The organism is Prevotella ihumii (assembly GCF_900155655.1).
GTDB classification, from domain to species: domain Bacteria; phylum Bacteroidota; class Bacteroidia; order Bacteroidales; family Bacteroidaceae; genus Prevotella; species Prevotella ihumii.
Genome location: NZ_LT706987.1, coordinates 1,537,737 through 1,563,037, shown reverse-complemented (window position 1 = coordinate 1,563,037; position 25,301 = coordinate 1,537,737). Strand labels below are relative to the sequence as shown.

General features: G+C 40.6%; 15 protein-coding genes, 2 tRNA genes, 2 rRNA genes, 1 pseudogene and 1 CRISPR repeat array. Of the genes and pseudogenes, 10 read left to right on the top strand and 10 right to left on the bottom strand.

From position 1 onward, the window contains the following. The 6 genes and pseudogenes from CZ367_RS16645 to CZ367_RS16745 form a co-directional block, all read right to left on the bottom strand. Positions 1-128, bottom strand: a 128-nt coding sequence (locus CZ367_RS16645) for an IS66 family transposase (RefSeq protein WP_202613118.1), incomplete at its 3' end; no start/stop codon positions are given. Beyond that, positions 117-2,602 (bottom strand): 23S ribosomal RNA (locus CZ367_RS07155). The genes CZ367_RS16645 and CZ367_RS07155, both read right to left, overlap by 12 nt. 209 nt (positions 2,603-2,811) lie before the next feature. Next, positions 2,812-2,885, bottom strand: a tRNA-Ala gene (locus tag CZ367_RS07150). 284 nt (positions 2,886-3,169) lie between these two features. Continuing rightward, positions 3,170-3,243, bottom strand: a tRNA-Ile gene (locus CZ367_RS07145). 169 nt (positions 3,244-3,412) lie between these two features. Continuing rightward, positions 3,413-4,943: ribosomal RNA gene (locus tag CZ367_RS07140) — 16S ribosomal RNA — on the bottom strand. Together the 16S and 23S rRNA genes with 2 tRNA genes alongside form the textbook arrangement of a ribosomal RNA operon. A 601-nt stretch (positions 4,944-5,544) precedes the next feature. Continuing rightward, positions 5,545-6,399: pseudogene (locus CZ367_RS16745) on the bottom strand (hypothetical protein). A 213-nt stretch (positions 6,400-6,612) separates the two neighbouring features. Here CZ367_RS16745 and cas12a point away from each other — a divergent pair. The 10 genes from cas12a to CZ367_RS07075 all read left to right on the top strand — a co-directional run bounded on the left by cas12a (position 6,613) and on the right by CZ367_RS07075 (position 21,361). Further along, complete coding sequence (cas12a, locus tag CZ367_RS07120) at positions 6,613-10,575, top strand: type V CRISPR-associated protein Cas12a/Cpf1 (RefSeq protein ID WP_161942329.1); 3,963 nt, start codon at positions 6,613-6,615, stop codon at positions 10,573-10,575. 3 nt (positions 10,576-10,578) lie between these two features. Next, the gene (cas4, locus tag CZ367_RS07115; RefSeq protein ID WP_077196230.1) at positions 10,579-10,821 is read left to right on the top strand and encodes a type V CRISPR-associated protein Cas4; all 243 of its coding nucleotides are present in this window, start codon (positions 10,579-10,581) and stop codon (positions 10,819-10,821) included. 162 nt (positions 10,822-10,983) lie between these two features. Beyond that, positions 10,984-11,931 (top strand): IS30 family transposase, encoded by a 948-nt coding sequence (locus CZ367_RS07110; protein ID WP_077195399.1) that lies wholly within the window; start codon positions 10,984-10,986, stop codon positions 11,929-11,931. Positions 11,932-11,943: 12 nt separating this feature from the next. Then, positions 11,944-12,300 (top strand): type V CRISPR-associated protein Cas4, encoded by a 357-nt coding sequence (gene cas4 / locus CZ367_RS07105; protein ID WP_317041824.1) that lies wholly within the window; start codon positions 11,944-11,946, stop codon positions 12,298-12,300. Continuing rightward, the gene (gene cas1, locus CZ367_RS07100; protein WP_077196229.1) at positions 12,287-13,267 is read left to right on the top strand and encodes a type V CRISPR-associated endonuclease Cas1; all 981 of its coding nucleotides are present in this window, start codon (positions 12,287-12,289) and stop codon (positions 13,265-13,267) included. Before cas4 (CZ367_RS07105) ends, cas1 begins: the two co-directional genes overlap by 14 nt. Before the next feature lie 3 nt (positions 13,268-13,270). Beyond that, positions 13,271-13,543 carry a CRISPR-associated endonuclease Cas2 gene (gene cas2 / locus CZ367_RS07095; protein ID WP_077196228.1) on the top strand — a complete coding sequence of 91 codons (273 nt, stop codon included), beginning with the start codon at positions 13,271-13,273 and terminating at the stop codon, positions 13,541-13,543. Between the two features lie 187 nt (positions 13,544-13,730). Next, positions 13,731-14,410: a CRISPR direct-repeat array (repeat unit 36 nt; unit sequence GTCTATAAGACTTAATTAATTTCTACTTGTGTAGAT). Between the two features lie 117 nt (positions 14,411-14,527). Beyond that, positions 14,528-14,872: an IS66 family insertion sequence element accessory protein TnpB gene (gene tnpB / locus CZ367_RS07090; RefSeq protein ID WP_077196227.1), complete on the top strand. Its 345-nt coding sequence runs from the start codon at positions 14,528-14,530 to the stop codon at positions 14,870-14,872. A gap of 63 nt (positions 14,873-14,935) precedes the next feature. Further along, on the top strand, positions 14,936-17,215 hold the full coding sequence (gene tnpC / locus CZ367_RS16225) for an IS66 family transposase (RefSeq protein ID WP_077196226.1): 2,280 nt from the start codon (positions 14,936-14,938) through the stop codon (positions 17,213-17,215). A 538-nt stretch (positions 17,216-17,753) separates the two neighbouring features. Further along, a complete protein-coding gene (locus CZ367_RS07080; protein ID WP_077196225.1) occupies positions 17,754-18,617 on the top strand; it encodes an OmpA/MotB family protein in 864 nt (287 codons plus the stop codon). A gap of 497 nt (positions 18,618-19,114) precedes the next feature. Beyond that, the gene (locus CZ367_RS07075; RefSeq protein WP_077196224.1) at positions 19,115-21,361 is read left to right on the top strand and encodes an inorganic phosphate transporter; all 2,247 of its coding nucleotides are present in this window, start codon (positions 19,115-19,117) and stop codon (positions 21,359-21,361) included. Between the two features lie 544 nt (positions 21,362-21,905). Here CZ367_RS07075 and CZ367_RS07065 read toward each other — a convergent pair. The 4 genes from CZ367_RS07065 to nadD form a co-directional block, all read right to left on the bottom strand. Then, positions 21,906-23,318: a sensor histidine kinase gene (locus tag CZ367_RS07065; RefSeq protein WP_084793491.1), complete on the bottom strand. Its 1,413-nt coding sequence runs from the start codon at positions 23,316-23,318 to the stop codon at positions 21,906-21,908. 10 nt (positions 23,319-23,328) lie between these two features. Beyond that, positions 23,329-24,030: a response regulator gene (locus CZ367_RS07060; protein ID WP_077196221.1), complete on the bottom strand. Its 702-nt coding sequence runs from the start codon at positions 24,028-24,030 to the stop codon at positions 23,329-23,331. A gap of 104 nt (positions 24,031-24,134) precedes the next feature. After that, on the bottom strand, positions 24,135-24,353 hold the full coding sequence (locus CZ367_RS14920; protein ID WP_144005949.1) for a hypothetical protein: 219 nt from the start codon (positions 24,351-24,353) through the stop codon (positions 24,135-24,137). Positions 24,354-24,472: 119 nt separating this feature from the next. Next, positions 24,473-25,195, bottom strand: coding sequence for a nicotinate (nicotinamide) nucleotide adenylyltransferase (gene nadD, locus CZ367_RS07055; RefSeq protein ID WP_077196220.1), 723 nt, complete (start codon positions 25,193-25,195; stop codon positions 24,473-24,475). Positions 25,196-25,301: the final 106 nt, after the last annotated feature.

The window sequence follows — 25,301 nt, the reverse complement described above, 5'->3', positions numbered from 1 at the left end:
AACTTACGTCTCACGTGTGCCATACATCCTAACAGCACGATGCCCTGAACGTTCTCAAACCTGCTGTAGACCTCATACCCATCAGACTGTATGGCACCCTGGTAGCCCTTGAAGAGTTCATCTGCCACAGCGCCCGACCGCGACCCGTCCTTCCAATGGAAGAATACACCCTGGGAGTGCATGGCGTCACGNACCGGATCACTATGCCCCAGTTTCCTGCCTGCTCGGCATGTCTGCCTCCCAGTCAAGCGCCCTTATGCCATTGCACTCTATAAGGTCGGTTACCAATCGACCTGAGGGCACCTTTGGAAGCCTCCGTTACGCTTTTGGAGGCGACCACCCCAGTCAAACTACCCACCAAACAATGTCCTCGAAAATATCGAGTTAGACCTCAGACAGCCAAAGGGCCGTATTTCAAGGAAGGCTCCACAAACACTGGCGTGCCCGCTTCAAAGCCTCCGGCCTATCCTACACATCGGATGACCAAGATCAATGCTAAGCTGTAGTAAAGGTTCACGGGGTCTTTTCGTCCCATCGCGGGTAATCGGCATCTTCACCGATACTACAATTTCACTGAGCTCATGGTTGAGACAGCGTCCAGATCATTACACCATTCGTGCAGGTCGGAACTTACCCGACAAGGAATTTCGCTACCTTAGGACCGTTATAGTTACGGCCGCCGTTTACTGGGGCTTCAATTCAAACCTTCGGCGTAAGCCTAAGCTCTCCTCTTAACCTTCCAGCACCGGGCAGGTGTCAGACTGTATACGTCATCTTTCGAGTTTGCACAGCCCTGTGTTTTTGTTAAACAGTTGCCTGGACCGATTCTCTGCGCCTCATATAGTTAAATATGAGGACCCCTTATCCCGAAGTTACGGGGTCAATTTGCCTAGTTCCTTAACCATGAATCTCTCAACGCCTTAGTATATTCTACCCGACTACGTGTGTCCGTTTGCGGTACGGGTTGCGTAAACATTAAGTTTAGCGGATTTTCTTGGAAGTATGATTACCTGTGCTATCAGCTCCCTCCGAAGAGGATGCTGTACTATTAGTCATCAGCTCAAGGTGCGGATTTGCCTACACCTATCAATACCTAAAACTTTTAACGCCCATTTCCGTCAGGGCGCGACAGTGTCACGACTCCGTCTCCACATCACTGAATACGCAAGTCACGGAATATTAACCGTGTCTGCCATCGCTATCGCCATTCGGCTGAAACTTAGGACCCGACTAACCCCAGGCTGATTGGCATCGCCTGGGAAACCTTAGTCTTACGGCGAGGAGGAATCTCACCTCTTTATCGTTACTTATACCTACATTTGCTTTTCCATACGCTCCAGGATAATTTACATACACCATTCAACGCACATGGAATGCTCCCCTACCGATACTTTTTATATACAATACTATCCCGCATCTTCGGTATCTGACTTATACCCGATTATTATCCATGCCCGGACCCTCGACTAGTGAGCTGTTACGCACTCTTTGAATGAATGGCTGCTTCCAAGCCAACATCCTAGCTGTCACGGGGACCAGACTTCGTTAGACTAACTTAGTACAGAATTTGGGGACCTTAGATGGCGGTCAGGATTCTTCTCCTCTCGGGGACGGACCTTAGCACCCGCCCCCTTACTGCGCAACTACTGTCCATAAGCATTCGGAGTTCGTCAGGTCTCGATAGGCGGTGAAGCCCTCTTGACCTATCGGTCGCTCTACCTCTTATGGAGAACATTGCACGCGGCACCTAAATGCCTTTCGGGGAGTACGAGCTATCTCCAAGTTTGATTGGCCTTTCACTCCTACACTCAACTCATCGGGAAGCTTTTCAACGCTTATCCGTGCGGTCCTCCATTCCGTGTTACCGGAACTTCAACCTGGTCAAGTGTAGATCACTTGGTTTCGCGTCTACCCCATCTGACTAAACGCCCTATTCAGGCTCGCTTTCACTACGGCTCGGAGAATGAAACTCTTAACCTTGCCAGACATGGTAACTCGTAGGTTCATTATGCAAAAGGCACGCCGTCACATTAAAATAATGCTCCGACCGCTTGTAGGCGAATGGTTTCAGGAACTATTTCACTCTCCTAATAGGAGTGCTTTTCACCTTTCCCTCACGGTACTAATTCACTATCGGTCTCATGGGAGTATTTAGCCTTACCGGATGGTCCCGGCAGATTCGCGCAGAATTACACGTGTTCCGCGTTACTCAGGATACCACTAAGTCTTATTAAGCTTCGGATACGGGTCTATCACCCACTATGGAATGTCTTTCCAAACATTTCTCCTCACTCGCTAAGTACCACAACGTGGTCCTACAACCCCAAAGACGCATTGCTACGTCTGTGGTTTGGGCTCTTCCCCGGTCGCTCGCCACTACTGGGGGAATCATTAAATTATTTTCTCTTCCTACAGGTACTAAGATGTTTCAGTTCCCTGCGTTAGCCTTCATAAATAAATTATGAATAACATACCTTCAATATGTTAGGTTGTCCCATTCGGAAATCCTCGGATCAAAAGTTATTTGCACTTACCCGAAGCTTATCGCAGCTTATCACGTCCTTCATCGCCTCCATGAGCCAAGGCATCCGCCATTCGCCCTTAATTACTTTCTATTCGCCATTGATACATCAGCATTGCTACCGATGCATAATGATGCTCATACTTTCAGCTGTATTTCGAAATCATATTAAATAAGACTTCTTAAAAAAGAAATCTTGAACTTTGTAGTTTTACTTTACAGTTTTTGCTTGTGTCAATATGTCAAAGAACTCTGTCGAGTGTTGACCTAAAAAGGTCGCATCAACGAAGTGGAGAATAACGGATTCGAACCGTTGACCCCCTGCGTGCAAGGCAGGTGCTCTAGCCAGCTGAGCTAATCCCCCAAGGGATTGTAAGTGAATAATTGAAAAAGAATACAGCTTGTATATATTATATAAGGTGTAATCTTTATTTTAAGAAGTAGTCCCAGGCAGACTTGAACATGCCTTTTACACATTGCTTTCAACGATGTGTAGTCCCAGGCAGACTTGAACTGCCTTTTACACATTGCTTTCAGCGATGTGTAGTCCCAGGCAGACTTGAACTGCCGACCTCCACATTGCTTTCAGCGATGTGTAGTCCCAGGCAGACTTGAATATGCCTTTTACACATTGCTTTCAGCGATGTGTAGTCCCAGGCAGACTTGAACTGCCGACCTCCACATTATCAGTGTGGCGCTCTAACCAACTGAGCTATAGGACTGAGTTGGGTAAAGCCCTACGGCTTCTACCTTGGCTTCCTTTATTCGCTTATATCTAATAGAAACAGAATTATGAGTACAAGAAGAGAAACAAACAAATTCAATATCAAATAATGAAATCATAAAATGTTCATACTCTTAGCAATACCTCAAGGATAAACGTTACTCCAGAAAGGAGGTGTTCCAGCCGCACCTTCCGGTACGGCTACCTTGTTACGACTTAGCCCCAATTACCAGTTTTGCCCTAGGTCGCTCCTTGCGGTTACGAACTTCAGGCACCCCCGGCTTTCATGGCTTGACGGGCGGTGTGTACAAGGCCCGGGAACGTATTCACCGCGCCATGGCTGATGCGCGATTACTAGCGAATCCAGCTTCGTGAGGTCGGGTTGCAGACCTCAGTCCGAACTGGGACCGGCTTTAAAGATTAGATCGTACTTACGCACAACCAACATTCTGTACCGGCCATTGTAACACGTGTGTAGCCCCGGACGTAAGGGCCGTGCTGATTTGACGTCATCCCCACCTTCCTCACACCTTACGGTGGCAGTATCCCTAGAGTGCCCAGCATTACCTGATGGCAACTAAGAAAAGGGGTTGCGCTCGTTATGGCACTTAAGCCGACACCTCACGGCACGAGCTGACGACAACCATGCAGCACCTTCACCAGCGTCCCGAAGGACCTCAACATCTCTGTATCGTGCGCTGGCAATTCAAGCCCGGGTAAGGTTCCTCGCGTATCATCGAATTAAACCACATGTTCCTCCGCTTGTGCGGGCCCCCGTCAATTCCTTTGAGTTTCACCGTTGCCGGCGTACTCCCCAGGTGGGATGCTTAATGCTTTCGCTTAGCCGCTAACACCAGGTGCTAACAGCGGGCATCCATCGTTTACTGTGCGGACTACCAGGGTATCTAATCCTGTTCGATACCCGCACCTTCGAGCTTAAGCGTCAGTTACACTCCCGTAAGCTGCCTTCGCAATCGGAGTTCTTCATAATATCTAAGCATTTCACCGCTACACCATGAATTCCGCCTACGTTGTGTGCACTCAAGTCTTCCAGTTCGCGCTGCAATTCAGATGTTGAGCATCTACATTTCACAACACGCTTAAAAAACCGCCTACACTCCCTTTAAACCCAATAAATCCGGATAACGCCTGGACCTTCCGTATTACCGCGGCTGCTGGCACGGAATTAGCCGGTCCTTATTCGAAGGGTACATGCAAAACATTACACGTAATGTCAGTTATTCCCCAACAAAAGCAGTTTACAACCCATAGGGCCGTCATCCTGCACGCTACTTGGCTGGTTCAGACTCTCGTCCATTGACCAATATTCCTCACTGCTGCCTCCCGTAGGAGTTTGGACCGTGTCTCAGTTCCAATGTGGGGGACCTTCCTCTCAGAACCCCTACTGATCGAAGCCTTGGTGAGCCGTTACCTCACCAACAAGCTAATCAGACGCATCCCCATCCAATACCGATAAATCTTTCATCCTCGTCAGATGCCATCAAAGGATTATATTGGGTATTAGTCCGTCTTTCAACGGGTTATCCCCAAGTAAAGGGCAGGTTGGATACGCGATACTCACCCGTGCGCCGGTCGACGTCCATAAAAAGCAAGCTTTCTATGCCGTTTCCCCTCGACTTGCATGTGTTAAGCCTATAGCTAGCGTTCATCCTGAGCCAGGATCAAACTCTCCATTGTAAAATGTATTTTATATCACTCTATCCTTAAAAAGAAAAAAGCGATAAGTTGAATCTGTTCAGAACGAATATCCTAAATTCGAAGTATCAAGTTTAAACACCTATTAATTTCAAAATGAAGCCACAATAAAGCAACTTCAGAATTGAACGGTTCGTTTCTTTTACCCATCTACCAAAAATTAATTCAGTAGACGCTTCTTGTACTACTATTTTCTGTCTATGTAAATCTATTCAAAGAACTCTTTTCTTTTCGCTCTCAAGAGAAGTGCCGTGTGGCGTATTTCTCAAAAGCGAGTGCAAAGTTAGAGCATTTTTATCAAACCTCCAAATGTTTTTAAAAGAAAATCTCAAAAAAGATTACTTTTTAGATAAAGATTGATTTAAATCAACGAATAGAAAATACTACACCTTTTTATATATATCTTTATTTCCGCAAACAATTTCCTTGTTTGTTTCAAAACTTGCTTGCGTCTCATTTAACCCTACGAGAAAGGGCGATTTGTCATTTTTTGCTCAACCTACCACAAATAGGTTGGTTATTGGGCACAAGTTCCCTTACCCATAGGGAATGGGGAAGATAAAATTCAGCAAAGAGTTTGAAGCTATTCTTTAAAAATCTTGATATAATACTTTTTGGGTGTGTATAGGTTTAAGACGTATCTCCTTCCTGTCTTAATCCATTTGGCAGGTACGTTGATGAAGTGTAATATGAACTTCTTCAAACGACTGCTTTTCTTTAGAGGTTCTATTTGTTGAGACAATTTATCAATGAGAAAAAGGTAGAAGTTCTTCAACATTGCTGTAACGAGCATAAAGACGGTGTTCTGCTCAAGAAAGGAAAAAGGTAGGTGTGCCCAACCTGGGAAGTAACCGTAATCGCCTTTATAAGAATATGTTGCATCGTATTTGTGTGCAAGAATAAACTGGTGGTCAAAGTCTAAATCAACGCTGCTTCCTTCGTGTATTAAGCCAAGATGCTTAACCATCGTCAGAAGAAGTTCTTTTTCAAAGTGCGATTTCTCGCCACGAGCATGTACAAATTTCGCTTTGCTCATTTGCATGCTTCGTCTGGCTTAACGAAATCGTTGGTTTAATTTCTCAGCCTTATTGAACTTATAGGCGTGCTTGGATTTATCACAAGTGTAAACCACATTTGCTTCCTTAAGTTCTTTTAAACCACGACCAACGGTGTCTGCCCCAGGAAGTGTACATTTGGGAGATAATGAAAACTGAGCAACGAGCGTGTTAATATCTTCTAAGCAATCAGCACCGCACAAATAGCTATAAAACAGCGATGAAATAATATCACTATATTGGAATGCCGTACCTGTACTGCCACGCTGACCAAGCGAGGAATCAATGACTTGATTGAGTCCAAGTTTGGAAAAAACATCCATTACGTGAAAAATTCCACCAAAAGAGGTTATTTTGTCAGATTTTATTGCTATTTTTGTTATGTCAGTTGGTTTATTGTTTTATATGTTTAGTGGCACTAAGATAAGTGAATTTTCTGACATACGCAAGTGTTTGAATACTTTTATGTATCAGGCACTTGCATTTCTTGCAAGCAAAAACGCTGCGGAAATAAGGGATTATCCGTGTTGTGATAAGACAAAGATAAAGCAATTGAAAATAATCTTTAAGATATAATTTTGTAAAAAATGAAAGTTATGGAAAATTACCAAGAATTTACCAATTTATTTCAGTTGAATAAAACATTGAGATTTGAGTTAAAGCCAATAGGCAAAACTTGTGAACTCCTTGAAGAGGGAAAGATATTTGCTTCTGGAAGTTTTCTTGAAAAGGACAAAGTGCGTGCAGATAATGTTTCGTATGTAAAGAAGGAGATTGATAAGAAACACAAGATTTTTATCGAAGAGACCTTGTCTTCTTTTTCTATATCTAATGATTTATTAAAGCAATATTTTGATTGCTATAATGAATTGAAAGCATTCAAAAAAGATTGTAAAAGTGATGAAGAAGAAGTAAAGAAAACTGCGTTAAGAAATAAATGTACTTCTATTCAGAGAGCTATGCGTGAAGCTATTAGTCAAGCATTTCTGAAGAGCCCTCAAAAGAAATTATTAGCAATAAAAAATTTAATCGAAAATGTTTTTAAAGCTGATGAGAATGTTCAGCACTTTTCTAAATTTACTTCATATTTTAGCGGATTTGAAACAAATAGAGAAAATTTCTATTCTGATGAAGAAAAATCTACTTCTATTGCTTATCGTTTGGTACACGATAACCTTCCAATCTTTATAAAAAATATATACATATTTGAAAAACTCAAAGAGCAGTTTGATGCAAAAACTTTATCGGAGATATTTGAAAATTACAAATTGTATGTTGCTGGCTCATCTTTGGACGAAGTCTTTTCGTTAGAGTATTTCAATAATACTCTAACTCAGAAGGGGATAGATAATTACAATGCTGTGATAGGTAAAATTGTAAAGGAGGATAAGCAAGAAATACAAGGACTGAATGAGCATATTAATTTGTATAATCAAAAACATAAAGATAGACGACTGCCATTCTTTATTTCTTTAAAGAAGCAAATATTGAGCGATAGAGAAGCTTTGTCTTGGTTGCCCGATATGTTCAAAAATGATAGCGAAGTAATTAAGGCTCTTAAAGGGTTTTATATTGAAGATGGGTTTGAGAATAATGTTTTAACCCCATTGGCAACTTTATTGAGTTCTCTTGACAAGTATAACCTGAATGGTATTTTTATCAGAAATAACGAAGCGTTGTCTTCCTTGTCGCAAAATGTTTATAGAAACTTTAGTATCGATGAAGCGATAGATGCAAATGCAGAACTGCAAACATTTAATAATTATGAGCTAATAGCAAACGCATTACGTGCAAAGTTCAAGAAAGAAACTAAGCAAGGAAGGAAAAGTTTCGAGAAGTATGAAGAATATATAGATAAGAAAGTTAAAGCAATAGATAGCCTGAGTATCCAAGAAATAAACGAATTGGTTGAAAATTACGTATCTGAATTTAATAGCAATTCAGGTAATATGCCTCGAAAGGTGGAAGACTATTTCTCTTTAATGCGAAAAGGCGATTTTGGTAGTAACGACTTAATAGAAAATATTAAGACGAAACTATCAGCTGCAGAGAAATTGTTAGGTACTAAGTATCAAGAAACCGCTAAAGACATATTTAAAAAGGACGAAAACTCTAAACTCATCAAAGAGTTGCTTGATGCTACTAAGCAATTTCAACACTTTATAAAGCCATTATTAGGAACAGGCGAGGAGGCTGATAGAGATTTAGTCTTTTATGGTGATTTCTTACCCCTTTACGAAAAGTTTGAGGAACTTACTTTATTGTATAATAAAGTGAGAAATAGGCTTACCCAAAAGCCATATTCGAAAGACAAGATAAGATTATGTTTTAATAAGCCTAAACTTATGACAGGCTGGGTAGATAGTAAAACAGAGAAATCGAATAGTGGAACACAATTTGGAGGCTATCTTTTTCGCAAGAAAAATGAAATTGGCGAGTATGATTATTTTTTAGGTATATCTTCTAAAACGCAACTGTTTAGAAAAAATGAAGCTGTTATTGGTGATTATGAGCGATTAGACTACTATCAACCTAAAGCCAACACCATTTATGGAAGTGCTTATGAAGGAGAAAATAGTTATAAAGAAGACAAAAAGCGGCTTAACAAAGTCATTATAGCATATATAGAACAAATAAAACAGACAAATATAAAAAAATCAATAATCGAAAGCATCAGCAAATATCCTAATATCTCAGATGATGATAAAGTAACTCCTAGTTCCTTATTGGAGAAAATCAAGAAAGTAAGTATCGATAGTTATAATGGCATACTAAGTTTTAAGAGTTTCCAAAGCGTAAATAAGGAAGTTATTGGTAATTTGCTTAAAACTATCTCATGCCTGAAAAATAAAGAAGAGTTCCACGACTTAATCAAGAAAGATTATCAAATCTTTACCGAGGTTCAGGCTGTTATTGATGAAATTTGTAAGCAAAAAACATTTATCTATTTCCCTGTTTCAAATGTAGAGTTAGAAAAGGAAATGGGAGATAAGGATAAGCCTTTGTGTCTCTTCCAAATATCCAACAAGGATTTGTCTTTTGCTAAAACCTTTTCGGCAAATCTGCGTAAAAAGCGAGGTGCTGAGAACTTACATACGATGCTTTTTAAAGCACTTATGTCGGGCAATCAAGATAATTTAGATTTAGGCTCGGGAGCTATATTCTATAGAGCAAAAAGTTTAGATGGAAACAAGCCTACTCACCCTGCAAATGAAGCTATAAAATGTAGGAATGTTGCAAACAAAGACAAAGTAAGCCTATTCACCTATGATATTTATAAAAATAGGAGATATATGGAAAATAAGTTTTTGTTCCATCTTTCTATTGTCCAAAATTATAAAGCAGCAAAAGACTCTGCACAGTTAAACTCTTCAGCCACTGAATATATTCGCAAAGCTGACGACCTCCACATCATTGGTATAGACCGTGGCGAACGCAATTTGCTTTATTATTCGGTTATTGATATGAAGGGAAATATCGTTGAGCAAGACTCTTTGAATATTATTCGGAATAATGATTTAGAAACTGATTATCACGACTTATTGGATAAAAGAGAAAAGGAGAGAAAGGCAAACAGACAGAATTGGGAAGCAGTAGAAGGTATAAAGGACTTGAAGAAAGGGTATCTAAGTCAGGCAGTACATCAGATAGCACAACTAATGCTGAAATACAATGCCATCATCGCTTTAGAAGACCTTGGAGAAATGTTTGTTACCCGTGGACAGAAGATTGAAAAAGCTGTTTATCAACAATTTGAAAAAAGTTTGGTAGATAAGCTCAGCTATTTAGTAGACAAGAAGAGACCTTACAACGAGTTAGGAGGAATTCTGAAAGCATATCAACTCGCTTCATCGATTACGAAGAGTAATAGTGATAAACAAAATGGCTTCCTATTCTATGTCCCTGCATGGAATACAAGCAAAATAGACCCTGTAACAGGATTTACCGACTTATTGCGCCCTAAGGCAATGACGATAAAGGAAGCACAAGATTTTTTTGGAGCATTTGACAATATTAGCTATAACGACAAAGGTTATTTTGAATTTGAAACCAACTATGACAAGTTTAAAATACGAATGAAGGGTGCGCAGACACGTTGGACTATCTGTACATTTGGAAATCGTATTAAGCATAAGAAAGATAAGAACTATTGGAACTATGAAGAAGTGGAATTGACCGAAGAATTTAAAAAGCTTTTTGATAAATACGATATTGATTATCGTGATGGCAATCTTAAAGAAGAAATTCTAAAAATAGATAACAGAAAATTCTTTGATGCATTGATAAAACTGTTGCAATTGACATTACAGCTGCGCAACAGCGATGATAAAGGAAACGACTATATCGTCTCGCCAATTGCAAATGCTGACGGAAAATTCTTTAACAGCAATGATGGCTGTAAGGAGTTGCCACTTGATGCCGATGCCAACGGAGCGTACAACATTGCACGAAAAGGCTTGTGGGTTGTTAGGCAGATAAAGGATAAGAAAGATAAAATATCTAAGTTGTCAAACCAAGAGTGGCTTAAGTTTGCACAAGAGAAGCCTTATTTGAAGTAGAGGGTGCAAGAATATATACCAATATCCGCACTCAATGATTATATCTTTTGTCCGTACTCCATCTATCTACACAATGTATATATGGAGGCGGACAAAGATATTTATCACGCAAAACCGCAAGTGAGAGGAACATTGTCGCATCAAGCCACCGATAATAAAACATCATCTACTAAAGCTGATGTTATTCTTTCCTTACAGGTATATTCGGAACGTTATCATCTAATGGGAAACACAAGTTCAACATAGAACTGCAATTTCAGGTGTAGGTTTAGCTTAATAATCTATACCAGAAAACACCGAGGGGTTTGGGGGCGAGCAGCCCCCATGAGTGGAAAATCAACAAGCAATGCTTAAAAAATAAAAAAGGGAGACCTCTGTCTCCCAAAGATTAATTAATTTTGCATTGTTATGTACAAACAATTAACCTCGGAGCAAAGGTACACAATTTCTGTGCTACTCCAAAATGGAATTAAATTAAAAGATATTGCGAAAGCGATAAAAGTATGTCCAAGTACAGTATCTCGTGAAATAAAACGTAATAGTGGGACCAAAGGACAGTATAATTGGGAAACTGCCCAAGCAAATGCAGCTCTCACAAAGCGAAAAAAGCCAGGCAATCATTCAATCAAAAAGGATGTTATGGATGAAGCGATACGTCTTCTTATTACAGAACAATGGTCTCCTGAACAAATATCTGGCGTGTTGGCTAAGGAAGGTAAACGTATTAGCCATGAAACCATATATCGTACGATACGTAAGGACAAGGCAAAAGGTGGAACACTATATAAACACTGTCGTCACAAGCTAAAGCATCGTGCCAAGCCTGTTGGTAGCAGACGTATATCCATACCCAATAGAACAAGTATCAGCGAGAGACCTACTGAAGTTGACGGAAAACGCTTTGGGGACTTCGAGATGGATACAATTGTTGGAAGAGGAAATCATGGTGCTATTGTGACACTGATAGAACGCAGTACAAATATGCTATTTATGAGAAAACTTAAAAAGGGAAAGAATGCCAAGGAGTTAGCACGCACTGTAATACATTTGCTATCTCCATTCAAAGAGTATGTCAAGTCTATTACAACGGACAACGGCACAGAATTCGCTTGCCATGAAATGATAAGCAAAAGCCTTGGTGTCACCGTCTATTTTGCTGACCCATACGCTTCATGGCAGAAAGGGGCTATAGAAAATGCTAACGGACTGATTAGACAATACGTGCCAAAAAAAGAAACGTTTGAACATGTCAGTCATCAACAAATAACAAAGTATTCAAAGAAAATTAACATGAGACCAAGAAAGAAATTAGAATTTAGAACACCATATGAGTGCTTTTACGAACTAATTAAGTAAATTTGCACTTGCTTGTTGAATTCACGAAAGATAGATGTTTATCGTAAAAAAGAAAAGATGTTAATAGAGCGGAAATATCAACTTAAGCAGATTTACCAAGGACACATATATCAGCTATGGGGGCAAATGTTTTGTTTACAAGAGATGGGATATGAAGTAGCGGCTTTGTCTTTTTATGAGCAATCTACTAATAAGATGATTCCTGTTGCTATGCCAACCGAAAAAGATATAGAAGAGTTTGGTAGGTTTATTCGACAATTCCATAATTTCAACCCTGTTGATGAAATAGATATTAATCCAAACAAGTGCAGACATTGCATTTATAGCAATCTTTGCGATAAGACCGACTTTGAAAATGTTTACATCTAAAGACATAGAATATCGCACAATATTTGTGTTGAATTGTATTGCGGAAAGAACTTTAAGAGTTTCAAGTGGGGAGCTTCTTGTTGAAGAAAAAGTGGAGCAAACCCATAAAATGAAAACTTTGACGAAGATACCTTTCCAAAAGGTATTGGCACTCTTTGTCATTGGACACATTAAAATAACAACACCATTGATAGAAAAATGTCAAAAGTTTGGTGTGTCATTAGTGGTTATGAAGCCTAACTTTCGTCCTGTATTCTTTTGGGCGAATATGGCAGAAGCGAACTTTCTGCTCCATCAACGCCAATATGATTTTGATAAAAACAATTTGACTATAGCCAAATGTCTTGTTACCAATAAAATACAAAATCAGATTAAGATACTGAAAGATACCCGAAGGAAAGACGTACTTACAGTTACATCAATAACCGAGTGTTCAAGACTCTTAGATAAGGTAAAAGATACCGATGAATATGAAAAATTGATGGGAGTAGAAGGTTTGGCTGCTAAAATATATTTCTCAGCTTTCTTTCAAGATTTAGACTGGAGTGTAAGGCGTCCACGAACTAAATGTGATGCTTTGAATGCAACGCTCGATATTGGTTACACCTTGTTGTTCAATTATATAGAATGTTTTCTGCGAATGTTTGGATTTGATGTATATGTTGGGGTTTACCATCGTCTTTGGTTCAAAAGAAAATCATTGGTATGCGATTTAGTAGAACCTTTTCGGTGTATCGTGGATCGCACAGTGAGAACTTCATTCCATCGCAAGCAATTTTCGTCAGACGATTTTGAAGTAAAGCAAGGTGAATATATTCTTAAACGAACGCTTTCTTCGAAATATCATAAAGTATTCTTTGATGCATTGATTCCATATAAAAAAGAAATATATCTGTACGTGCAAGCATATTATAGGTGCTTTATGCGAATGAAATCGGTTGAAAATTATCCTCAATTTATCAGATAGCCAATGTTAGTAATCAGTTATGATATCAAAAACGACAAGTTGCGCAGTACCTTTAGCAAGATGCTTTGCAAGCATGGGGCAATACGCTTACAATATTCTGTTTATGAAGTAAATCATACGAATAGGGTATGTGAAAATTTAATTTTAAAGATTGAATCCGAATTTGCTGCTAAGTTCGGAGGTGATGATAGTGTGATAATCTTTGATGTTGCAGGCGTAAAGCTTAAGAAATATGGCAATGCCATTCATCGTGATAAAGATATTGTATATTTGTGAAAAACAAATATAAGTCTCTATGCAATGAGTTAGAATTTCTATTTTCCCTTTTAATGTATTGATATATAATAACTTATATTAATCTTGTTAGGGTTGTAAAAATGTGATGGGGGTAAAAGATACCTTTGATTTTTCATTCTTCTTTTGCGTAAATAAAGGAAATATTGTATATTTGCAACATAATAGAGTCTATAAGACTTAATTAATTTCTACTTGTGTAGATAATAAGTCTGTTATATCACATCCTATTGGTCTATAAGACTTAATTAATTTCTACTTGTGTAGATATAATAAGTCTTTATAACCGTTTTCTAAAGTCTATAAGACTTAATTAATTTCTACTTGTGTAGATGCAGTTCTTCTTTCACATCGTGCCATTGGTCTATAAGACTTAATTAATTTCTACTTGTGTAGATGCTGTGTGATGTCGGCTGTGTAGTTGATGAGTCTATAAGACTTAATTAATTTCTACTTGTGTAGATAACTCGCAAACGAGGATATGTGCGTCTGTGTCTATAAGACTTAATTAATTTCTACTTGTGTAGATCTTGCGATGAAGGTCGGAAGCTTGAGTCGTCTATAAGACTTAATTAATTTCTACTTGTGTAGATAAGTGGCTCCGTGAAAACGGTTACCTGTCTATAAGACTTAATTAATTTCTACTTGTGTAGATTGTGTACTCTTGTGCTGCTTGTTCTATTGTCTATAAGACTTAATTAATTTCTACTTGTGTAGATTCTGGTAAGGAAGTGATTGCAGTTCCATGTCTATAAGACTTAATTAATTTCTACTTGTGTAGATCAATCATCACCAATGTAGCCAATTCTGCGAGTCTATAAGACTTAATTAATTTCTACTTGTGTAGATGCAATGTCCTTTATCTTCCAAAAAGCCACGTCTATAAGACTTAATTAATTTGTAAGCATCCAATATTAGCCGCCTTTGTGTAACATTCTTGCTTTACTACCTTTGCCCGAAAAACTTATGTTTGTACTCAACGAAACAAATGTTTTTCGGGTTTGTTGCACTCCTGTGGACATGCGTCAGGGTATTCTTCGCCTGTCCCAATTGGTACGCAGCAATGACTTCAATCCTTCTGATGGTGTTGTCTACGTTTTCTACAATCGATCCCGTAACCGAATTAAATTGCTGCACTGGGAACGCTGTGGTTTTGTCGTGTATCATAAACAGATGGCACAGGGTTGCCTGAGTCCTAAAATCATACGGGCGAGAACTGGATTTTATGAACTTCGCTGGGACGAATTGGTACTCTATATTGAAGGTATAAATCCTAATTGCTACCGAAGAAAAAGATACAATAAATCTTAGTATTTTCTTGCCAGTGTCAGATATTTTTCGTAACTTTACATCGTATAAAGAACTGATAATGTGATGGATATGCCTTATAGTACAATGACATCTGACTACCATTCTCTCACTCGGGAAGCTGTTGTTAAACTTCTTGAGCAAAGGGATGCTGAGCTTAAGAACAAGGATGCTGAGCTTAAGGATAAGGAGGCTGAGCTTAAGATTAAGGATGCTGAACTGGAACGAAAGTCCCGTCGCATTCTTGAACTTGAGCGTATGGTATTTGGCAGGCGCAGCGAGAAACGCCTGCCTGAGAGTGCAAGCGGCTGGGCGGGTACGCTTTTTGACGAGCAGTGGGCCAAAGAGGGTTCCCTGGCTCAGGTGGAAGCCCTTCCCATCATCAAGGAGATAAAACAGCAGGCCGGACAACGCAGGTCATCACGCCGTGTGAGCCGTCCTTCCAGAAAGGGTAGGGCCTACGCCTCCTATGTTCCCGAGAATATAGAGCGACAGGTGACGGAGATATATCCAGAGGGTTATGACGCTGAGCGCATGGTCATCATCGGACATGACAGAAGTGAGCATCTGTGTCTGCGTCCCTCATCCTTTTATGTCAGGGTAGAAGATCGTGTCATCTGCCGCCTGAAGGAAGCCCGGCCAACGGATGCGAAGGTCGACATCCTGGAAGCCCCCTTGAAAAAGCAAGCGGTGGATTGTTTTGCCGACGCTTCCCTGCTCGCCGAAATCATCACCGCCAAGTTCGCCTATCACCAGCCCGAGTATAGGCAATGTGAAAGATGGAAGGAACTGGGCGTGAACATCCCCACCTCAACCGTCAACAGCTGGGTTCACGATGCCGCCGATGCACTTTATCCACTTTACAAACTTCAAGTAAGACAGATCCTGCAAAGTCCTTATCTTCAAGTTGACGAGACCAGCGTACAGGTTGCCGACCGCAAGGGAAAGACGCGCAAGGGATACCTGTGGGGCGTGCGTGACGCCATGCACTCCCAGGGTGTGTTCTTCCATTGGAAGGACGGGTCGCGGTCGGGCGCTGTGGCAGATGAACTCTTCAAGGGCTACCAGGGTGCCATACAGTCTGATGGGTATGAGGTCTACAGCAGGTTTGAGAACGTTCAGGGCATCGTGCTGTTAGGATGTATGGCACACGTGAGACGTAAGTTCGAACATCTGGCGGCTGACGATAAGAACGCCGCCCATATCATCGAAACGATAGCCACGCTTTATGAGTTGGAGGAAAACCTCAAACACAAGAAAGCACCACCCGAGGAAGTGGAGACAGAACGAAAGGCTAAAGCTTACCCTATTCTTAAGTATTTGGAGACCTATATGCNCTTGAAAAAGCAAGCGGTGGATTGTTTTGCCGACGCTTCCCTGCTCGCCGAGATCATCACCGCCAAGTTCGCCTATCACCAGCCCGAGTATAGGCAATGTGAAAGATGGAAGGAACTGGGCGTGAACATCCCCACCTCAACCGTCAATAGCTGGGTTCACGATGCCGCCGATGCACTTTATCCACTTTACAAACTTCAAGTAAGACAGATCCTGCAAAGTCCTTATCTTCAAGTTGACGAGACCAGCGTACAGGTTGCCGACCGCAAGGGAAAGACGCGCAAGGGATACCTGTGGGGTGTGCGTGACGCCATGCACTCCCAGGGTGTGTTCTTCCATTGGAAGGACGGGTCGCGGTCGGGCGCTGTGGCAGATGAACTCTTCAAGGGCTACCAGGGTGCCATACAGTCTGATGGGTATGAGGTCTACAGCAGGTTTGAGAACGTTCAGGGCATCGTGCTGTTAGGATGTATGGCACACGTGAGACGTAAGTTCGAACATCTGGCGGCTGACGATAAGAACGCCGCCCATATCATCGAAACGATAGCCACGCTTTATGAGTTGGAGGAAAACCTCAAACACAAGAAAGCACCCCCCGAGGAAGTGGAGACAGAACGAAAGGCTAAAGCTTACCCTATTCTTAAGTATTTGGAGACCTATATGTTGGATGTACACAAACAGTACACCCCAGGCGAAGCTATGGAGAAGGCACTGCGTTATGCCTTCGCCGTATGGATACGCATTGGCAGGTATGTGCAGGACGGACGCTTCAACATAGACAACAACCTCATGGAACAGGCCATCAGACCCATCACGCTTGGAAGAAAGAACTACCTGTTCTGTGGTAACAATGAGGGAGCGGAGAACAATGCCATCTTCTATACCTTTATGGCGTGTTGCAGGGAAGCAGACATAGAGCCATACAAATGGATGAAGGAAGTTCTTTCAAGGCCCCTGCCAGACATGACGGAGGAGGAACTCACGAAAATGCTACCTTCAAACTTCAAATAACAAATAACCCTTATATGCTGCCAGACATATAAGGGTTATTTGTTGGTGTGAAAGGCGGCTAATATTGGATGCTTACATTAATTTCTACTTGTGTAGATAATCTTTGAAGAGTGACAAACCCCGTCGTCTATAAGACTTAATTAATTTCTACTTGTGTAGATGAAAGAATATCATGCTTTCCTTAGAGAGGGTCTATAAGACTTAATTAATTTCTACTTGTGCAGATCATTACCTTTGTTTAGCTGTCCCTTCACATCTATAAGACTTAATTAGTCGACCCTCAAAAATGCGATGTCGCCTTTTTGAGGATCGAGTAGCTAACGTATTAATTTATAGTCTGTTTTACAATAATATTGTTAAAAGTGACTTAAAATTCGCTAAACACGTTTTACTTTTTTATTTATTCAACGTCTTATCTATATCTTTGCATAAGATGGTTGCATTCGGCAATTCACAAGCAAGCTTGTATTGTATACGATAGCACAACCTATTACGATAAAACAATATAACTTTAGAAATCATTAAAATCAATAATAATATGAAGAAGAACCTTTTAATTTTAACCTTAATTGCTGGCAGCTTTTTGATAACAGGATGTGCAAGCAAGAAAGATTTACAAAACTGTCAGACAGAAAACCAACGTTTGAGCAGTGAGTATCAAAACGCTAAAGAAACTATCGCAGCAAATAATGCGCGCATAAAGAGTCTTGAAGATCAATTGGCTCAAGCTAAGGCAAGCGCAGCAGCATTGCAAGGTAGTTTGGACAAGAGTTTGAACAACGCAAACTCTAACAATATTAATATTGCAAAGCTCGTTGACCAAATCAATGAGAGCAACCAATACATTCGTCACCTTGTAGAGGTGAAGACCAAGAGCGACTCGCTGAACTTGGTTCTTACCAACAATCTCACACGTAGTTTGAGTCGTGAGGAGTTGAAAGAGGTCGATGTTCAAGTGTTGAAGGGCGTTGTTTACATCTCTTTGGCTGATAATATGCTTTATCAAAGCGGTTCATACGAAATCAATGACCGTGCTGAAGAAACCTTGTCAAAGATAGCTAAAATCATTATGGACTACAAGGATTACGATGTACTCATTGAGGGTAACACCGACAACGTTCCTGTAAATGCACAGAGCGACAAGATGAAAAACATCCGTAACAACTGGGATCTCTCTTGTTTACGTGCATCTTCAGTAGTTCAATACTTGCAAAACCGCTTCGGTGTAGACCCTAAACGCCTCACAGCAGGTGGTCGTGGCGAGTACAATCCATTGGCTAAGAACGATACAGAGCTTGGCAAACAACGCAACCGCCGTACACAGATTATCATCACTCCTAAGCTCGATCAGTTTATGGACTTGATAGGTAAAGCACCTGAAACAGAAGATGCTAAGCAGTAAAAAGGCATAAATAGTGAAAGGAAAGGAAAGTTTTAAAAGAAAAAGCTTCCATCATTTTCACTTAGAAGAATAATACTTTAACCCCAATCGGTCATTAGACCAGTTTAGGTGCTAACTTTATTATTTTTGAAACTTATGAGATGTCTTTTGGATTATTTTGGCTTTATTTTACCTATATCTGCAGTCGCATAGCCCGCTATGCTCCTTTGATATATGCAAAATAAATCTCAACATAATCGCAAAATACATTCTCATTCTAACGACCGATTTGGGTTAAAAGACAATCCCCTCAACGTTCTTATGTTTACGTTGAGGGGATTTTGTGTTTGTAACATAATTGTAACATTGATTTCATAACGCTGTAATAAAAGGAAAATACCTTTGCAGCCAGAAAAAGCAGAGCAAGCAGAGACTTTAGCTATACCTCAAGAAAAAGAAACATAAGTCGGACGCCCTCTATTGCGCAAGCAACAATAATAAATCATTAAGAATAAGAAATGGAAACAATGTATCTTTGTATTGTCGTCTTTCTGCTTTGTTTAGCAGTGTTCGACCTCTTTGTGGGGGTGAGCAATGACGCTGTAAACTTTCTTCAGTCGGCTGTTGGAGCACGTGTAGCCTCGTATCGCACCGTTGTAATTATTGCTTCTATAGGCATAGGTTTAGGTGCAGTGCTCTCATCGGGAATGATGGACGTGGCTCGACATGGTATTATGACACCTAATCAGTACTCCTTTGAAGAAGTAATGACCATCTTCTTGGCTGTAATGGTTACAGATGTGATTGTTCTTGATGTATTTAACACGCTCGGTATGCCAACCTCCACCACAGTATCGTTGGTCTTCGAACTCTTAGGAGGTACGTTTGTTATCGCTTGTGTTAAGATGGCAAGCACAGACGGGCTGGTGTTTTCTAACCTTATGAATACCGAACAAGCCCTCAAAGTAATCATTGCAATCTTCGTTTCGGTGGCCATAGCCTTTGTTTTTGGTACCATTGTGATGTGGCTTTCGCGCATCGTTTTCACTTTCAATTATAAAGCTCATTCACGTTATACCATAGCCCTTTTTGGTGGAATAGCTTTCACTGCACTCTCTTATTTCATATTTATGAAAGGCATAGGCAAGAGTCCTTATATCCCTAAGGATGCAAGCCTATTCATTGACAATAACATTAAAACACTGCTATTGGCAACCTTTGTGGTTTCAACAATTGCAATGGAGATATTGCATATACTGCGTATCAACATCTTTAAGTTTGTTGTTTTGATGGGTACATTTGCACTTGCAATGGCTTTTGCAGGCAATGATTTGGTCAATTTTATTGGTGTTCCATTGGCAGGATTAGCCTCTTATAACGACTTTATTGCCCACGCTAACGGTGCGACACCTGCAAACTTTATGATGACCTCATTGATGGAAAGCGCATCAACTACCCCTTCTTGGCTCTTGGGAGCAGGTGGTATAATGATAATAGCTATGGCTACATCAAAGAAAGCACAGAATGTTATCAAGACAAGTGTTGACCTTAGCCGCCAAGACGAAGGTGATGAGATGTTTGGTAGTTCGAGTGCGGCACGTGCTATTGTGCGTCTTTCGCAAAATATGGGTAGTTCTTTCTCAAGTTTAGTGCCTACAAGTGTGGCAAAATGGGTTGATAATAGATTTCGTGAAAAGGCAAAAGATGAGTCGCAAGACGTGGCTTTTGATGTGGTTCGTGCTGCGGTTAATCTTGTTTTAGCTTCAATGCTCATCACTATCGGAACAAACCTAAAGTTGCCATTATCAACCACCTATGTTACATTTATGGTGGCTATGGGTTCAAGCCTTGCAGACAGGGCTTGGGGTCGTGAGAGTGCTGTGTTCCGTGTTACGGGTGTTTTATCGGTTATCGGTGGATGGTTTATTACTGCTGGTGCGTCCTTTATTGCGTGTGGCATTATTTGTTTGATTATGTTCTTTGGTGGTATTGCAGTTCAAATAGGATTTATGGCATTAGTGGTATTCCTCCTTATCCGTTCTGAGCGCAAGTACAAGAAGAAGATGGCTGAAGTAGGTAGCGACTCAACCTTCCAATTGATGATGCGAACACGTGATGCCGACTTGGTTTGGGATATGCTTCAACGCCAAGTATCACGCACGCAAGCCTACGTATGCCGCTTTGCTCTCGACCAGTTTAATGCAATTGTTGATGGCTTTAAGGACGAGAATTTGCGTAAATTAAAGAAAAGTACGAAAGAATTGTATTTAGAGGGCAACGTGCTAAAGAAGTTGCGTAAGCAAGAGATGATTGCCTTAAAGCGCTGTCCTGTAGGCATTGCCATTGAGCGCAACACGTGGTTGCATATTGGCGCAAATAGTAATCAGCAATTTATTTATTGTCTTCGTCGTATGCTTGAGCCTATGCGCGAACACGTAAGCAATAGTTTCAACCCTATGCCACAAGTGCTTATTGACGAGTTTACGCCTATTCAACAAAAGGTGAGCGAGCTGATGAAGCTGACCGAAAAGCTTATCTCTACCAATCGTTATGAGACCTATCGCGATGTATTGGCAGATGCAGACCTACTGAAAGGAGAACTCTCAGTAGTGCGCAAACGACATATTGACCGTATGCAGCGTGCTCACGGCAATTCAGACTTCCAAGTTTCGGTGGTGTATCTTAATCTTTTGCAAGAAACTCAACAGTTCATTAGCAATATGCGTCACCAACTGCGAGCAGCTAAGAAGTTTACAGAACGATAATATTAACTTCGGAATAATCCCAAATCGGTTATTAGACCAGTTTAGGTGCTTACTTTATTATTTTTGAAACTTATGAGATGTCTTTTGTCTTATTTTGGCTTTATTTTACCTATATCGGCAGTCACATAGCCCGCTATGCTCCTTTGATATATGCAAAATAAATCTCAAAATAATCGCAAAATACATTCTCATTCTAACGACCGATTTGGGATAATGATGGATTGGGTAGATTGTTTGCCAAGTCGAGTTCAGGATAACAAAGACGATTTGACCAACAGTTCTCCCCAATCACTTTATATAAAGCAGCTAAATGCAAATCAGTTCATTAGATTAGTTTTACCAATTGACGGAATTAATTTCGTGCGTATTTAACCCAAAGTAAAACGAAAGAATAGAAAAAGATAAACGACAAATACATTACCCATCAAATAAGGTAATAATAGGTATAGTGGCTAAAAAAATAAAGATAATTCTACCGATAGGTTAGTTTAGATGATTTTTCCTATTTGCAAAACTTAGGAGATGTCTTTTTTCTTATCATAGGTTAAGTGCTTGCACCAAGGGTGAAAACAAATTTAAGTCCTGTAGGGTCGTTAGCCATCACTTGGATATTGCCACCGTGATGAAGCACAGCATTCTTTACAATGGCAAGTCCCAAGCCTGTACCTCCGAGCTTACGACTGCGCCCTTTATCTATTCTGTAAAAGCGTTCAAAGATGCGTGGCAAATGCTCATAACTCACCCCTACGCCATTGTCGGCAAAGACAAAACAAAAGTCCTCGCCCACCCTCTCGGCTGTAAGCGTAATTGTGGTATGAGCTCCAGCGTAAGCAATAGCATTATCAGCAAGATTGCGAAATACACTATAAAGCAGCGAGCGCACACCCATAACGTACATACCATCGGGCAAACTACACTCGAAACGCATATCGTGCTGTGCCAATTGTTGTGTTATTTCAGCCTCAATGGTAGCTATCAATTCGTTAATATCTACACGTTCGTTTTCCATCATTTGTGCCCCATCGTCCATTCTGTTGAGCATAGAAATGTCGGCAAGCAAGGCCGAAAGGCGTTCGGTTTGTGCATAGCAACGCTGTAGAAAGGTGTGCTTATCGTCTTCCGTAATGCGTGGATTGTTGAGAATGGTTTCTACATAACCTTGAATAGAAGCCACAGGGGTTTTCAGTTCGTGTGCTATGTTCTGTGTCAGCTCCTTTTTCAGAATATCTTGTTGCTTTTTTGTGTTTTTCAGTCGTGTATAAATCTTTATGATACGTTCTGCTATCTCGCCCAACTCGTCATCAGGAAAGGTAAGAAGGTCGTCTGTATCAAGGCTTTCGTTATGGTCAGCTCGCGATGCAAAGGTTTTAAGATTAGAAATATTCTTATCCAATCTACTCACAAAACGATAGATAATGAGTGTAAGCATCATTAATCCGATGAGCGAAACCCAAATATAGTGTTGGTCGGCTTTAAGCTGAAGTGCCAAATCGTTGTTATAAGGCAAGGCCGAACGTATAACAAGGTGTTGTTGAGGATAATAAGTAGCCGAATAAAAGAAAGGTTGATGCAAGGTTTTGCTTCGTCTGTCTACCACCGAAGCTTTGCCCTTGGCAAGCGAAAGTCTGATTTCGTCACGGTTGCGATGATTAGCAAAATGCTCATAGTCTTTCTTTACATTATCATACATCACCTTCCCATCGGGGCGCACCAGGGTTATGCGCATGCCACCATTGGTAGACTTACGTAAAAAACTATCCACTCGGTGTTCTGAAAAGGGTTCGTCGGCCAAGAAGTCTGCCATTCGAGCATTAAACATTTGCAGCCTCAGCTCCAATGTGTCTATCTTGAATTGCTTTTCACGTTGCTGTTGAAACACAATAAAAGCAACAGCAAAGACAAGAAATACCGACATAATGCTAATGTAAAGCTTATGCCCAATAGAAAGTTTACGCATAATTTAGTTCTTAAACCTTGAAATAATAGCCATAACCCAAGCGTGTAGCAATACATTGGGCATAAGCGTCTACCTTTTTCCGAAGTCGTGTGATGTAAACATCTACCGTACGTTCTAACACCAAAACATCTTTCGACCAAATGCGATCCAACAGTTCTTGACGAGAGAACACTCTACCTTTGTTCTCCATCAACAACTGAAGCAACTCAAATTCTGTCTTGGTAAAAGCCACCTCTACCCCATCGATATGCACCAACTTCTTATCTAAATTCAGCTCCAACCCCTCGTAATTTATAATGTTAACAGCAGTTTCTGTCGCTATTGGGACAAGGTTTTGGGTACGTTTCAGCACTGCTCGTACGCGCAAAATAACCTCACGAATGGAAAAAGGTTTAGCTATATAGTCGTCGGCACCAAGATTAAATCCCGTAATGGTATCATTCTCCGTGTCACGCGCTGTAAGGAAGATGATTGGGATATGGCGTGTAGCCTCGTCTGCCTTTACTCGTTTTGCCATTTCAAAGCCAGATATTTCGCCCATCATCACATCCAACAGCACAAGCTGATAGCACTTTAGGGGGAGCATTAATGCTTCTTCAGCCGAATGAGCTACATCTATGGTGTAGCCTTCGGTTTCAAGATTAAACTTCAATATCTCACAAATATCTTCCTCATCGTCAACAATGAGAATACGGCCATTCGTATTTTCCATACCTTTCTACAAATTAAGAATTTCTGCAAAATTATGAATTTCTTTCTTATTATAGTATGTATTTATTGTTAAAAAGCTATGAATAAAACATTGCACCTCAAGGCTTAGGACTTACAAGTAAAAGAATACACATCGCCTATCTTGCTATTCACAAAAATAATACACAACTCATTATGTTGCTTTAACCCAAATCGGTCGTTAGACCAGTCAGACCAGTCAGACCAGTCAGACGTGTCAGACAAGTCAGACCAGTCTAACGACCGATTTGGGTTAAATAAGGTATGTTGGCATAAAATACATTCAGCGGCATAGTGAAAGAACAAGACAATACCGATTTATACCAAGCTATAAAACACAGAGCCATAACACCTTGATTACAGACGTATTACAATATTATACATCATTGTCTAATTCCAAAAAGGTTACAGCTCAATAAGAGAAGTTATCGATAGTATCTTTCTACATCTTTCACAATATTTTTTGGCACTAAATGGTCGATGTTTAAGCCTTGTGCAATCCTATTTCTTATCTCCGTACTGCTAATATTGATGAGTGGAGCATCAAGAAAAGTTATATGTTTTGGCTTGCATTGAAGAATGTTCAATGGAGTTTCATTCGTGTTCAATGGAGTTTCAGCAGCGTGCGATGATCTTTCAGCGGTGTGCGATGAAGTTCCAACGGTGTGCGACGAACCTTCAGCGGTGTACACTGAACTTTTATCTGCTTTCAATGAAGTTCCACGCACAGTTGATAACTTTTCAGTTCCTTTGCGTGGAAATATGGCAATGTTGTAATGGGTTAAGAGGTCTTCAGCGTGATACCATTTGTGGAACGAAGCCCAATTGTCGCCACCTATAAGGAGGGTGAATTGATGAGTGGGGAACGAACGAGAAAGACTTTGAAGTGTATCCCACGTGTACGAAGGCTTGGGCAACTGGAACTCATAGTCGGACGCTACAAAGTGTTGATACCCTTCTAATACTTTTCTAACAAGCTGCAAACGCAACTTATCGTCTAAGAGTTTGTCGTTAATCTTAAAAGGATTTTGGGGCGACACCATAAACCACACCTCGTCCAACATTGCTTGTTGGAGGAATGTCTCTGCCAATGCAATGTGTCCATTATGTATAGGATTGAATGAGCCGCCGTATATTCCGATGTTCATATTATTAAACCCAAATCGGTCGTTAGAATGAGAATGTATTTTGCGATTATTTTGAGATTTATTTTGCATATATCAAAGGAGCATAGCGGGCTATGTGACTGCAGAT